Source organism: Janthinobacterium sp. GL_088 (genome assembly GCF_057837845.1).
The window spans coordinates 1,484,085-1,497,908 of the sequence record NZ_CM174453.1 but is presented as its reverse complement, the minus strand read 5'-3'; the positions used below and the strand labels follow the sequence as shown (position 1 = coordinate 1,497,908).

Here is a 13,824-nt window from a genome sequence, read left to right as displayed (position 1 = left end):
AACGATATGTCCGCGCCATTACTGCTGTGATTACAGGGTACGAGCGATTTCCTGGACTTCGAACACTTCCAGGGTGTCGCCAACCTGAATGTCGTTGTAGTTCTTCAGCGACAGGCCGCACTCCAGACCGGCGCGAACTTCTTTCGCATCGTCCTTGAAGCGTTTCAGGGAGTCGATCTCGCCACTCCACACCACGATGTTGTTGCGCAACAGGCGGACGGAAGAAGCACGCTTGACCACGCCATCGGTGACCAGGCAACCGGCAATCGCGCCCACTTTCGAGACCAGGATAACCTGGCGGATCTCGACCTGGCCGATGACGGTTTCGCGTTTCTCTGGTGCCAACATGCCCGACAACGCCGATTTGATCTCGTCGATCGCATCGTAAATGATGTTGTAGTAGCGAATGTCCACGCCATTCGACTCGGCCAGCTTGCGCGCCTGGGCATCAGCACGGGCGTTGAAGCCGATGATGACCGCTTTCGAGGCGACTGCCAGGTTGACGTCCGATTCCGTGATGCCGCCGACGGCTGCGTGAACAACTTGCACGCGCACTTCGGAGGTCGACAGTTTCTGCAACGAACCGACCAGCGCTTCTTGCGAACCTTGCACGTCGGTTTTGATGATCAGCGGCAAGTTTTTCACTTCGCCTTCGGCCATCTGGTCGAACATGTTTTCCAGTTTCGCAGCTTGCTGTTTCGCCAGTTTCACGTCGCGGAACTTACCTTGACGGAACAGACCGATTTCACGCGCCTTGCGCTCGTCAGCCATGACGACGACTTCTTCACCGGCAACCGGCACTTCCGTCAAGCCCTGGATTTCGACCGGAATCGAAGGACCGGCTTCAGCGATGGATTTGCCGTTCTCATCCAGCATGGCGCGAACACGGCCATACGAAGAGCCCGCCAGAATCACGTCGCCGCGCTTCAGGGTACCGGACTGCACCAGGATCGTCGCGACAGGACCACGGCCCTTGTCCAGACGTGCCTCGACGACCAGGCCGCGCGCAGGCGCATCGACCGGTGCCGTCAGTTCCAGCACTTCGGCTTGCAACAGCACTTGTTCCAGCAGGTCGTCGATACCTTGACCCGTTTTGGCCGAGACCGGCACGAATGGCGATTCGCCACCGTATTCTTCCGGCACGACTTGTTCGGCGACCAGTTCCTGCGTCACACGGTCAACGTTGCCGCCTGGTTTGTCGACCTTGTTGATCGCCACCACCAGCGGTACGCCGGCTGCTTTCGCATGGGCAATCGCTTCTTTCGTTTGCGGCATCACGCCATCGTCGGCAGCAACCACCAGAATGACGATGTCGGTTGCCTTGGCGCCACGGGCACGCATCGCGGTAAACGCTTCGTGACCCGGGGTGTCGAGGAAGGTGATCATGCCGCGTGGCGTATCGACGTGGTAAGCACCGATATGCTGCGTAATGCCGCCCGCTTCGCCGGATGCAACCTTGGCGCGACGAATATAGTCCAGCAGCGAGGTCTTGCCGTGGTCGACGTGACCCATGACGGTGACCACCGGTGCGCGTGGCTTGGTTTCGAAGTGCGCGTGTTCGCCCACATCGGCCAGCAACGCTTCCGGATCGTCCAGTTCGGCGGCGAACGCCTTGTGGCCCATTTCTTCCACCAGAATCATGGCGGTTTCCTGGTCCAGCACCTGGTTGATCGTGCACATCTGGCCCAATTTCATCAAATGCTTGATGACTTCGGATGCCTTGACGGACATTTTGTGCGCCAATTCGGCCACGGTGATCGTTTCCGGTACGTGCACGTCTTTGACGACGGCTTCCGTAGGAGCCTGGAAGTTCGATTCACGGTCGTCATGGTGCGTCGGGCGACGGCCCTTCGCGCCACCGCGCCAGCTGTCACGGCCGCCTGGGCCGCTGTTGCCGCGTGGCTTAGGACCACCGGTGGTGCCGCGTTTTTTCGCGTCATCGGACCAGGTGGACGACACATTCGCCGACTTGATGGATTTCTTGTCTGCAACAGCAGGCTTCTTGTCGCCCGGCTTGTCGCCCGGTTTCTTGTCAGCTGGCTTGTGCAGGGTGCCTTCCGGCGCCTTCGGCTTGACGGGAACCGGTACGGGTTCCGGTGCCTTGATGGCGCGGCGTGGCGCATTCATCATGGCCTTGATCTGGGCGACTTCGTCGGCAACGGCCTTGCGTGCACGCTCGGTGGCTTCCGCTTTGTCAGCGGCTTCCTTGGCCGCAACAGCAGCGGCAGCGGCTTTCTTCTTCGCTTCTTCAGCGGCAGCAGCTTTTTTCGCTTCGGCGGCGGCGTCGTCAACGACAGGCGCAGCGGCGCTGGCGGCAGGTGCGGCAGCAGCCTTGGCAGCGGCTTTCTTCGCTTCCGCTTCAGCTTCCTTCTTCGCAGCCAGTTCAGCCTGTTGCGTGGCTTTCGCCTGGGCTTCTTTTTCCGCGTCGAGCTTGGCCAGACGTTCTTGCTTTTCGCGCAGATCGGCTTCCTGGCGGGCGATCAGTTCAGCCTGTTTACGGGCTTCTTCTTCACGGCGCGCCACGTCGGCAGGATCGATCACCGGTGCGGCAGGCGCGACCGGTTCTGCTGCGACCGGCGCAGCTTCGTCACGCTGGACGAAAGTGCGTTTCTTGCGCACTTCCACCTGGATGGTGCGCGATTTGCCGGTTGCGTCAGCTTGCTTGATTTCAGTCGTTTCCTTGCGGGTCACGGTAATTTTTTTCTTTTCTGTGTCAGCCGCTGCGCCGTGTGTGCGGCGCAGATGATCCAAAAGCTTGTCCTTATCATCTTTCGACAATGGATCTGACGTCGAACTTTTCTCGACGCCGGCAGAACGCAGCTGCGTCAGCAGCAAATCTGCAGGCATCTTCAGTTCGGTGGCAAATTGGGCTACGTTGTTACTCGCCATTCAGTCCTCTTTTCTATGTGTCGCGGAGATGATAAAGATACTCAAATTAAGCCTTTGCGGATTCGGCCAGACTCCATGCCTTGGCTTGCAACGCCTTGGCACGATCGTCGTATTTCGAGTCAACCAACTTCATCTCATCGTCGGTCACATCTTTAAATTCACTTGTAATCAGTTCACGCGCACGGTCCGCAGACAAGGCCAGGATTGCGCCAAATTCGTCGTATGCCAGTGCTGCAAATGCTTCAACGGTCTTGATACCAGCCAGACCCAGCTTACCGGCGGTAATGCGGTCCATGCCTTCCAGACCCACCAACGCCTCGTCCATGCCTTCCAGACCCTCTTCCGAAGCAATCGCTTCGGTAACCAGCGCATCACGCGCACGGGTACGGAGTTCATTGACAGTATCTTCGTCAAACGATTCGATTTCCAGCATTTCGGAAATTGGCACGTAAGCGATTTCTTCCAGACTGGCGAAACCTTCTTCCACCAGAATATCGGCCACTTCCTGGTCGACATCGAGCTTTTCCATGAACAGGATGCGCACGGCAGCCGTTTCCTGGGCAGCTTTGTCAGCCGATTCTTCGGCCGTCATGATGTTGATCTTCCAGCCGGTCAGGTCAGAGGCCAGGCGCACGTTCTGGCCGGAACGGCCGATCGCGATTGCCAGGTTTTCTTCGTCCACGACGACATCCATCGCGTGTTTTTCTTCATCGACCATGATCGACGACACGTTCGCCGGTGCCAGGGCGCCGATGACGAACTGCGCCGGATCTTCCGACCACAGCACGATGTCGACACGTTCACCACCGAGTTCACCGGTGACAGCCTGCACGCGCGAACCGCGCATGCCAACGCAAGTACCGATCGGGTCGATGCGCTTGTCGGCCGTGTAGACGGCGATCTTGGCGCGTACGCCGGCATCGCGGGCTGCGGATTTGATTTCCAGCATGCCTTGCTCGATTTCCGGCACTTCCAGCTCAAACAGCTTCATGATGAAGTCTGGCGCGGTGCGCGACAGAATCACTTGCGGGCCGCGCATATTGCGGTCGATGCGCAAGATGAAAGCACGCACACGGTCGCCGATACGCAGATTCTCTTTCGGGATCATCTGATCGCGTGGCAGACGTGCTTCGATCTTGCCCGATTCGACGATGGCGTCGCCGCGTTCCATGCGCTTGATGGTGCCGGTGACGAGCGAGTCGCCACGTTCCAGGAAGTCGACCAGGATCTGTTCGCGTTCGGCATCACGCACGCGCTGCAGGACAACCTGTTTGGTATCCTGGGCGAAACGGCGGCCGAATTCAACGGATTCGATCGGTTCTTCGATGTGATCATCGACTTCGATATCGGAAATCTGTTCTTTTGCCTCGAAATGCAGGATCTCCTGATCCGGCAATTGCAGGCCCGCTTCATCGGGCACGACGTGCCAGCGGCGGAACGATTCGAATTCGCCCGTTTCGCGGTCGATCGAAACGCGGATGTCTACCTCACCCTCATACCGTTTCTTCGTGGCTTGCGCCAACGCGAATTCGAGGGCGCCGAAGACGACATCTTTATCGACGTTTTTTTCGCGCGCCAGCGCGTCAACCAATAATAAAACTTCGCGGCTCATGCTTTGCGTCCCTTAAAAACCACCTGCGGCACCAAGCGTGCCTTATCCACATCCGCGAGCGTAAACTCCAACATCGCCGGACCATCCTTACCTTCAAATTCCAACGACAATTTATCGCCCACGGGTTCTTGCAAGATCCCCTGGAACGATTTCCGGTTGTTCGTACCCGGCATCGCCACCATCAGCTTGACGATGATTTCCTGACCTGCGAAACGGACAAAGTCTTCCAGCTTGCGCACCGGACGATCAAGACCCGGGGAAGAAATCTCGAGACGCTCGTAAGGAACGTTCTCTACCGTCAACACATGCGATAACTGGTGACTCACCGTGGCACAGTCTTCGACCGTGATCGGACCTTTTTCAGCGGCATCGGCGGCGCTGAAATCAATAAAGACGCGCAGCAGTCCGCGCTCGGCACGTTCGACATCAACGAGCTCATAGCCCAGACCAATAACTGTCTTTTCAATTAATCCCAACTGCTGCAAGAAATTCTCCAGAAATAAGGCCCGTTTTCGGCATGACAGCGCCATTTGAGCGCCGACAACATGCAAAAACACGCATTCAAGTCATATATGGCCCCTTGCGGAGCCATTACAAACGATTCAACAAAAAAAAAATGGGCATCTGCCCATCTTCTTGTATTTTCCCAACCAGATGAAAGCACTCCCCACCAAACAACCCTGCGGAGAACTTTTATTAGGCTGCAGATTATAACCTCTTATTAACTTCGCCGCAATGCCGCACACAAGGAGCGGCCCGGCTTACAACAGTTACAAGAGCGCGCACCCGCGGCAGATCGGCGGGCGCGCAAGAAGAAACTCTTCTCGATTAACCTTTGCTGCGGCGGCGCGGCATGCCATCCATGCCGCCACGATCCATGCCGCCACGCGGCTGGCCACCGGAACGCGCTTGCCCACCGGCACCACCGCCCGTATTGCGGCGCGGACCCGTGTTGGCGAAGCCGAAGGCCGTTTGCAGCGGATCAGGCTGGCGCGGACCGCGCTGCGGCGCGCGGCCTTCGCCGCCACCGGCCGGACGACCCTGGCCCTGACCTGCCGCACGCGGCGGACGGGCCTGGCCTTGCGGCGCGCCTTCGAACGATGCCGACGAGCGCGGCTGACCACCCTGGAACGGACCTTGCGGCTGACCACGGCCAGGACCACGCGCTTCGCCTGGACGACCGGCGCCACCTGGACGACCCTGACCTTGCGGACGGGCAAACTGGCCTTGCGGCTGGCCGCGGCGCGGCGCGACCGGGAACGGATCGGCGTTGCGGTTGCTCACATCGATGCGGTTGCCATTCGGCTCGTCATCGCGGTCCTTGCGTTCGACCTTGCGCGCTTCGCGGCCCTTGGCGGCGCCAGCGGCACGGGGGTCGCCCGATGCCGGCATTTTCTTTTCGATGCCGTAGGCGGTCAGCAGATCGCGCACGGTGTTTTCATCCATCTCTTCCCAGCGGCCGCGTTTCAGGCCACTCGGCAGGGTCATGGCGCCGTAGCGGGTACGGATCAGGCGCGAGACGGTCAGGCCGATGGCTTCGAACATGCGGCGCACTTCGCGGTTACGGCCTTCGCCGATCACCACGCGGTACCATTTGTTGATGCCTTCGCCGCCGCCATCGGCGATCTTCGAGAACTGCGCCAGGCCGTCTTCCAGCTCGACGCCGGCCAGCAGTTTCTGGCGCATGCCCTCTTCCAGCTCGCCCAGGGTACGCACGGCGTACTCGCGGTCGATGCCGTAGCGCGGGTGCATCAGGCGGTTGGCCAGGTCACCGGAGGTGGTAAACAGCAACAAGCCTTCCGTGTTGAAGTCAAGGCGGCCAACGGCCAGCCACTTGCCCGCCTTCATGGTCGGCAGGCGGTCGAACACGGATGGACGGCCGTCCGGGTCATTATGGCTGACGATTTCACCGGCCGGCTTGTGGTAGACCAATACGCGTGGCGGCTTCTTGCTGACGCGGCGCTGGATCAACTTGCCGTTGATGCGCACGTGGTCGCTCGGCAAGATACGCTGGCCGATGTGGGCCGGCTCGCCATTCACGGACACGCGGCCCGAAATGATCAGGTCTTCCATGTCGCGGCGCGAACCGAGACCGGCTTCGGCCAGCACCTTGTGCAGCTTCGGCGCGTCGTCGTCGGACGTCAGGTCGCGGCGCACAGCCACTTTCTGTACACGGCCCGTGCCGCCCTCTTCGCTGTCGAAAGCGTCGGAAGTGACAAACGAGAAGACCGCATCAGCGTCGCTGAGCTTGCCTGGCGCAGCCTGGCGGCCCTTGCCCTTTTTACGGCTCTTGCCGGCATTCTTGCCAGCGCCCGGCACGTCGTTGCGCGGACCGCGCGGCAGGCGCGGGCCGGACACGAGGTTGCCTTCGGCATCAAACACGTCGGCGACAGGCGCGGCGGCTTGCTCTGCGGCAGGCGCGGCTGCAACGGCGTCGGCCGCCTGCGGCGCTTCCGCGCGCGGCGGCTGGCGCAGCGCGCGTTCCGCCTGCACGCCACGCATCTGGCGCGGACCGCGGGTCGGGCGTGCTTCGGCCGGCTTGTCAGCGACGGCTTCCGGCGCCGTTTCAGCGACGGCGGCAGCGGCCTTGGCGGCGGCGCGGGCGCGCGGCGGACGCGGCGCAGGTGCGGCAACCACCTCGGCAGCCGCTTCGGCGGCGTCGGCCACGGCCTTCAAGACTGGCTTGGCGCGGGTTTTCTTGGCGGCTGGCGCGGCTTCAGCTTCAGCGACGGGCGCAGCGGCGGCCACGTCGGCTTTCGTGCGGCGCTTCGGCTTGGCAGCGTCGCTGTCGCCAGCGGCAGCAGCAGCAGCAGCAGCAGCGGTTGCAGCAACCGCGTCGGCTTCGATCTGGGCCTTGGTACGGCGCTTGGGCTTGGCAACGATGGCTTCGTCGCTGGCGGTTACTGTCTCGGGTGTGTTCGGATTATTCATTCTTCGTTTCTTGGCTGTGCTGACCTGGCGCAGCGTCAACCGTTAGTTCTGGCGCAGGGTCGTGAGTGTAGGCTTCGTCCGTGGGCGAAGCATCGGGGCCGGCATCAAGGCTTGCTGTCACATCTACATCTGTCACAGCCGTATTGCTACCTGCACCAAGCTGGGGGACAAGCTCATTGCTTGCCTTGTCAAAATTTTCTTGCAGGGCCGCTTCCAGGGCTTCGAGCCCATTGCCCTGCATTTCACTGATTTGCTGCAAAGGCGGCAGCTGGGACAGCGAATGCAAACCCAGGTCATCCAAAAACTGCTTGGTGGTGGCCAGCAAGGCCGGCCGTCCCACCACGTCGCGGTAACCGATGGCATCGACCCAGCCACGGTCTTCCAGCATCTTGATCGTCTGCGAATTGACGGCAACACCGCGAATCTCCTCGATATCGCCGCGCGTCACCGGCTGGCGGTAGGCGATGATGGCGAGGGTTTCCAGGGTCGCCCGCGAATACTTGGGCGGCCGCTCGGGCGTCATGCGATCGAGATACATCTTCATTTCCGGGCGGCTTTGAAAGCGCCAGCCCGAAGCCAGACTGACGATCTCGATGCCGCGCCCTTCCCACTCATCGCGCAACTCTTCCAGCAATTGCTTGATCGTGTCGGCGCCAACGCCGACGCCGCGCACGCGGCCATTCTCGTCCGCATCGACGAACAGCTTCTTCAAGCTGTGGATCGTCAGCGATTCACGAGCGCACAGCAACGCGGTTTCGAGGACTTTTTTAGCCTCAATTGTATTCATAGCAATTCTGTGCGGATGTGTGTTGCAATTCGTATGCAGAGAAAGAAATCAAAAACGTTCATTTCAACGTAACAGAGGGCAGACATCGATGATGACGCCGTGCTGGGTTACTAGTTGAGGCTGTTTTTCCGACGCCTTGGCCGATGCGCGCAAAGCGGGACTAAAGCGGATGCAGTGAAAGTCCTGCCATCCATGGTGCTGGCCTTAAATAACCAGCAATGAAACGAACTCCGGAGCAGCTGCTTTTCCCGTGGCGACGAAGCAGCCAGACAGGAGAGCGACAGTCGTCGTTTCATCCAACGATGCCAATTGTACCTGATAAAAAGCGGAAAAGCGCAAAACCGGGCAAAACACGCGTTTTACCCGGTTCTGGCGCGACATATCGCCCGCTGCCTGCATCACAGGGAGGCGAGTTTCTCCGAGAGAATGGCCGATGCGCCCAGGAAAGCTGGGTACTGCGCCGTGATGACGAAGGTCGGCACTTGTGAGACATAATTGGCGAAGCGGCCCTTGCGCTCGAAGCGGGCGCGGAAGCCGGAGCGGTCGAAACGCGCGCCCAGGCGTGGCACGATGCCGCCGCCGATATAAATGCCGCCCAGCGCGCCTAGGGTGACGGCAACGTTGCCCGCCACGGTGCCGAGCATGCAGCAGAACGCTTCGATGACGTCGTCGCACAGCTGGGATTCGCCTGCCAGCGCGCGGCGCGTGATTTCCGCCGCCGGCAAGTCTTCCGCCGGCACGCCCGCGCGGTCGGCCAGGGCGCGGTAGATCAATTCCAGGCCATCGCCGGAAATCAGGCGCTCGGCCGAGACATGCTCGTATTCACGCCAGGCGAATTGCAGAATGCTCACTTCCACTTCATTGAATGGCGCAAAGCTGACGTGGCCGCCCTCGCTTTGCAGGGCGATCCAGCCGCCATGCGAAGGAATCAGGCCCGATACGCCCAGGCCCGTGCCGGCGCCGATCAGGCCGATGGCCGTGTTCGGACGGGCCGTACCCGCGCCCACCTGGTGCTTTTGCTCGTTCGACAACTGCGGCAAGGCGCGCGCCAGGGCCGTGAAATCGTTGACCACGTCCAGGGTCGTGAAACCGCACTCTTCGCGCATGGCGCGGATTGAGAACGACCAGTGGTGATTCGTCATGCTGAGGAAATCGCCGTCGACCGGGTTGGCGATGGCGATCACGGCATGGCGCACGGCTTGCCCGCCGGCGGCCGCAATGTGCGGCAGGGCCAGGTAGGCTTGCAGGGCGGCGGACAGGCTCGGGTAATCGGCACAGGGCAACACTTCCACCAGGGTGATGTGGCCGGCGGCCACTTCCAGGGCGAAACGGGCATTGGTGCCGCCCACGTCGGCCAGCAGGCGCGGTCCATCGGCGAAGGCGGAAGTCGGCAGTACGGGAGAAGACGAAGCGCTCATGATTTTAAATGATGAAGTGGGACGCATGGGACGCCAAGCTTAAAGGATGAATGCGCCCGGAGGCAAGCAAAGTTTGTAGTTTAAGTACATCAAAACAAGCCTTTATTGGTAGTTCCACTCCAAATGCAACAAGCAGCGCCAAAATTGCTTAAAAACAATGATTTATAGTAAGTACTCGCACTCGGCAGGCGCACGAAAAGCATGCTGCACAGCAGCAGGAGTCGCCTTGAAAGCACAGTATGCCGGAGTTTGCGCAAAGCCGCTTTGTATGGAACGGCGCAGGTATGACACTGCCGTCCTGGCGGCGCTGCAACAGTGTTTTCGTATTATTACTACCGACTTGCGTGCTACCAAGCAACTGCTATCGGCCAGCAATCAGGAGAATCAGGACGGCAAGCCTTCGCCCAGCAGGCTGGCGGGCGCCGGCTCGTCCGAGCGGTAGGCGGCATTCCAGGCGTCCAGGCCGCCATGCAGGGGCTTGGCCCGGTGGAAGCCGTGCTGGTGCAGCAGCTTGGCCACTTGCGCGGCCGTCACGTCGTTGGGACAGCTGCAATACACGATGATGTGGCGGTCCTTGTCCATGGCGATCATGGCCGGCACGGGTTCCTTGCCGTTGAAGAACAAGGCGCCCGGCACGGCCGGCTCCAGCGCCTGCGCCGTGGCGCTGCGCGCGTCGACCATCAGCGGCTCCTCGCCCTGCTCTATGAGTTCGAGCAATTCATCGATGCCGATGCGCTCGATCTGCAAGGCCTGGCGGAAACGCCGGCGTTCAAGGAATTTGTACAGAAGGAACAAGCCCAGCAAGGTGGCCAGCATCAGCAAGGCCGTGCTGCCCATGGTGCTGAGCAAGTCGAGCACCTGCTGCACGCTGGCATGGAAAATCACGCCGACGACGATGCCCGTGCCGCTCCACAGCAAGGCGCCCAGGCCCGCGTACAGGAAGAACAGTCCCGGCGGCGTGCCCAGCGCGCCCGACATGGGCGCGGCCACGGTATTGAAACCCGGCACGAATTTGGAAACGATCAAGGCTTTCGGGCCCCAGCGCTTGAATTTATCTTCCGTCTGGCTGACGCAGTAATCGGGCGACAGCGAGATGCGGCACAGCAGCCGCAGGATGCGCTTGCCGAAATGGCGGCCCGCGCGGAACCACGTGAAGTCGCTGATCAGGCAGGCGCTTAGCGCGGCAGCCAGCACCAGTCCCCCATTCATGTCGCCATCGACGGCCAGCGCCCCCGCCACCACGAGGATGGGAAAGGCGGGAATCGGCAGGCCAAGCTGCTCCACCAGCACGATGCCAAAGACAATCAGGACACCGTAATGTTCGAGCAGATAAATGAGGTTGGGCATGGCCGCTATCTTACCGTAAAAGCGTATTTATATTTGCACGCCCTTGGGTATGGCGCTTAACAGCGTGCGCGTGTACGGATGCACGGGATTGCGGTACAGCTCGTCCGAATCGGCCAGCTCCACCACTTGCCCCTTGTGCATCACCATCACCTGGTCGGCGATGTATTTGACGACGGACAAATCGTGCGAGATGAAGATGTACGACAATCCAAATTCATCCTGCAAATCCTGCAACAGGTTAAGCACCTGCGCCTGCACCGACACGTCGAGCGCCGACACGGATTCGTCGCAGACTAAAATTTCCGGCTGCATGGTCAGGCAGCGGGCAATCGCGATGCGCTGGCGTTGTCCACCGGAAAACTCGTGCGGATAGCGGTGGAAAGCCTGTTCCGGCAAGCCGACTTTGTCGAGCAGCCAGTAGGCCTTGGCGATGCGTTCCTGGTCGGTCGCGCCGATCTTGTGGATGCGCATCGGTTCCAGCAAAATCTGCCCCACCGTGAAGCGGGGGTTCAGCGATGCGTATGGATTCTGGAAGATGATCTGGATGCGGCGTTTATACGGCAAATACTCCCTGTTCGGCATGGCAATCAAATCCTTGCCGTGGAACATGGCCGTGCCACTAGTTGCCTGGTGCAGGCGCAGCAAGGTCAAGCCCACCGTCGTCTTGCCGGAACCGGACTCGCCCACCACGCCCAGCGTTTTTCCGCGTGGCAAGGTGAACGACACATCCTTGACGGCCTGGAATTCGCGCTTGCCGAACAAGCCTACACGCGTATAAAAACTTTTGCTCAAGTTATTCACCACCAGCACCGGCTCGTCGCCCGGCGTATAGCCGCGCGTGCGCTGTTTGACTTCCACGCCGGGGCCGGCCTTGCCCTCCATATAGTCGGCAATCACTGGCAGGCGCCACGGGCGCTCGTCCAGCGAAGGGCGGCAATGCAGCAGGGCCTTGGTATAACTGTCTTGCGGCGCTTCAAATACCTGGCGCACCTCGCCCGTCTCGCGCACTTCGCCGTGGCGCATGACGATCACCTGGTCGGCGATTTCCCCCACCAGACCCAGGTCGTGGGTAATGAAGAGCACGGACATCTGGTGCTTCTTTTGCAGCGCCGCGATCAAGTCCATGATCTGCTTCTGGATCGTCACGTCCAGCGCCGTCGTCGGCTCGTCCGCGATCAGCAGTTTCGGTTCGCAGGCGATCGCCATGGCGATCATCACGCGCTGCTGCTGGCCGCCCGACATCTGGCTCGGGTAGGCGTCGATCTTGGTGGCCGGATCGGGGATGCCCACTTCCTCCAGCAACTCCAAGGTGCGCACCCGCGCCTGCTTGCGGTTCATGCCCATGTGCTGGCGCAACACTTCGGCGATCTGGAATCCGACTGTAAACACGGGGTTCAGCGACGACATCGGCTCCTGGAAGATCATCGAAATATCCTTGCCGCACATGGTGCGCCGCTCGGCGATCGACAATTTGAGCAGGTCGCGCCCGCCAAAGTGGATGCTCGACGCGGGATCGATGATGGTGTTATCTGGCGGCAACAAGCCCATCACGGCCAGCGAGCTGACGGACTTGCCGCTGCCCGATTCGCCCACCAGCGCGACGGTGCTGTTGCGCGGCACGTTGAACGAGATGCCCTTGACGGCTTCGAACGTGGTCTTCTTGTCCAGGCGGAAGGTGACGCGCAGGTCGCGCACTTCCAACAGGTTATTCTGGTCCATGAGCAACTCCTATTTCACTTTGGGGTCGAGCGCATCGCGCAAGGCATCGGTAAACAGCGAGAACGCCGTCACCAGCACGGCCATCGCCGTGGCGGCGGCGGTCAGCTGCCACCATTTGCCCAGGATCAGTTCATTTTGTGCCTCGTTGAGCATGCTGCCCCACGAGACGGTACCCACCGGCACGCCAAAGCCGAGGAAGCTCAGGATCACTTCCGCCTTGATGAAGCCCACCACCAGAATCGACATTTGCACCAAGGCAACGTGACTGACGTTCGGGAAGATGTGGGAAAACATCTTGCGCCAGTGCGAGGCGCCGATGGCGTCGGCCGCCATCACGTATTCGCGCGCCTTGTGCTTGATGTATTCGGCGCGTATCAAACGGTATGGCCCTGTCCAGCCCGTCAAGCCCAGAATCAGCACGATGGTCAGCACGCCCTTTTGCTGCAGCACCGCCGCCACCGTCAAGATCATCAGGATCGACGGGATCGAGGTAAAAATGCTGTAGAACCAATTGAAAAAGTCATCGACGACGCCGCCGAAGTAGCCGGACACGGCGCCAAAAATCGTGCCCAGCACCACGGCCAGCAAGGCTGCCACCAGGCCCACGACGATCGACGTTTCGCCGCCCTTGATGGTTTTCTGCAGGATGTCGTGGCCCCACTTGTCGGCGCCGAACGGCAGGGTTGCCGCCTTGTGCGTGACGAGTTTCTTGGCCTTGCCCATGCCGGCGCGCAGGGCCGTCAAGTCGTCGGCCAGCGGATCGGTGACGCCGTACATTTCCACGCCAGCCGATGGATTGCTGCCCATCTGGGCGCGCAGTTCGGCGATGTCGTCGGCCAGCGGATCGAGCACGTTGACGGGTGTCGGCGCGCTGCGCTCATCCGTCACGGGCATCGCGCCATCGGCGGCGACGTCCTTGTCGGCGCCAACGAAGGTCGGCGGCGCGTAGCTGACGGCCACTTCGTCTTCCCAGTTCGAGGCCACCAGGCCGCTGGCGGACGCCAGCACCAGCAGGAAAAAGGCGCCGACCACGGCCAGCGATACCATTGCAATCTTGTCGCCGCGCAAACGGCGCCACGCCAGGGCCCACAGGCCGGGCGATGTATGAGGTTTCGACATCG

Annotated in this window: 9 protein-coding genes; all 9 read right to left on the bottom strand. The window is 60.8% G+C overall.

Annotated features, from left to right (window positions below; translation table 11 throughout):
• Nucleotides 1-30 precede the first annotated feature (30 nt).
• On the bottom strand, nt 31-2,889 hold the full coding sequence (infB, locus tag AC3IQ7_RS06670; RefSeq protein WP_034760145.1) for a translation initiation factor IF-2: 2,859 nt from the start codon (nt 2,887-2,889) through the stop codon (nt 31-33).
• A gap of 46 nt (nt 2,890-2,935) precedes the next feature.
• Entirely contained in the window at nt 2,936-4,501 is a 1,566-nt protein-coding gene (gene nusA, locus AC3IQ7_RS06665) for a transcription termination factor NusA (RefSeq protein ID WP_035825194.1), read from the bottom strand.
• The gene (gene rimP / locus AC3IQ7_RS06660) at nt 4,498-4,986 is read right to left on the bottom strand and encodes a ribosome maturation factor RimP (protein ID WP_034782527.1); all 489 of its coding nucleotides are present in this window, start codon (nt 4,984-4,986) and stop codon (nt 4,498-4,500) included. Before rimP ends, nusA begins: the two co-directional genes overlap by 4 nt.
• A gap of 343 nt (nt 4,987-5,329) precedes the next feature.
• Nucleotides 5,330-7,432, bottom strand: coding sequence for a 23S rRNA pseudouridine(2605) synthase RluB (rluB, locus tag AC3IQ7_RS06655; RefSeq protein WP_489208667.1), 2,103 nt, complete (start codon nt 7,430-7,432; stop codon nt 5,330-5,332).
• The gene (gene scpB / locus AC3IQ7_RS06650; protein ID WP_099379401.1) at nt 7,425-8,219 is read right to left on the bottom strand and encodes an SMC-Scp complex subunit ScpB; all 795 of its coding nucleotides are present in this window, start codon (nt 8,217-8,219) and stop codon (nt 7,425-7,427) included. Before scpB ends, rluB begins: the two co-directional genes overlap by 8 nt.
• Before the next feature lie 398 nt (nt 8,220-8,617).
• Nucleotides 8,618-9,637 (bottom strand): glucokinase, encoded by a 1,020-nt coding sequence (locus AC3IQ7_RS06645; protein WP_035825187.1) that lies wholly within the window; start codon nt 9,635-9,637, stop codon nt 8,618-8,620.
• Nucleotides 9,638-10,021: 384 nt separating this feature from the next.
• Nucleotides 10,022-10,984: a VTT domain-containing protein gene (locus tag AC3IQ7_RS06640; RefSeq protein ID WP_035825185.1), complete on the bottom strand. Its 963-nt coding sequence runs from the start codon at nt 10,982-10,984 to the stop codon at nt 10,022-10,024.
• Nucleotides 10,985-11,011: 27 nt separating this feature from the next.
• Nucleotides 11,012-12,703, bottom strand: a complete 1,692-nt coding sequence (locus AC3IQ7_RS06635; RefSeq protein ID WP_489208666.1) for an ABC transporter ATP-binding protein — start codon at nt 12,701-12,703, stop codon at nt 11,012-11,014.
• Between the two features lie 9 nt (nt 12,704-12,712).
• Nucleotides 12,713-13,822 (bottom strand): ABC transporter permease, encoded by a 1,110-nt coding sequence (locus AC3IQ7_RS06630; RefSeq protein ID WP_035825181.1) that lies wholly within the window; start codon nt 13,820-13,822, stop codon nt 12,713-12,715.
• Nucleotides 13,823-13,824: the final 2 nt, after the last annotated feature.

Excerpts from the sequence above, each read along its gene's own strand:
- infB (WP_034760145.1), bottom strand. The coding sequence starts at position 2,889 with ATGGCGAGTAACAACGTAGCCCAATTTGCCACCGAACTGAAGATGCCT.
- nusA (WP_035825194.1), bottom strand. The coding sequence starts at position 4,501 with ATGAGCCGCGAAGTTTTATTATTGGTTGACGCGCTGGCGCGCGAAAAA.
- rluB (WP_489208667.1), bottom strand. The coding sequence starts at position 7,432 with ATGAATAATCCGAACACACCCGAGACAGTAACCGCCAGCGACGAAGCC.
- scpB (WP_099379401.1), bottom strand. The coding sequence starts at position 8,219 with ATGAATACAATTGAGGCTAAAAAAGTCCTCGAAACCGCGTTGCTGTGC.
- AC3IQ7_RS06645 (WP_035825187.1), bottom strand. The coding sequence starts at position 9,637 with ATGAGCGCTTCGTCTTCTCCCGTACTGCCGACTTCCGCCTTCGCCGAT.
- AC3IQ7_RS06640 (WP_035825185.1), bottom strand. The coding sequence starts at position 10,984 with ATGCCCAACCTCATTTATCTGCTCGAACATTACGGTGTCCTGATTGTC.
- AC3IQ7_RS06635 (WP_489208666.1), bottom strand. The coding sequence starts at position 12,703 with ATGGACCAGAATAACCTGTTGGAAGTGCGCGACCTGCGCGTCACCTTC.
- AC3IQ7_RS06630 (WP_035825181.1), bottom strand. The coding sequence starts at position 13,822 with ATGTCGAAACCTCATACATCGCCCGGCCTGTGGGCCCTGGCGTGGCGC.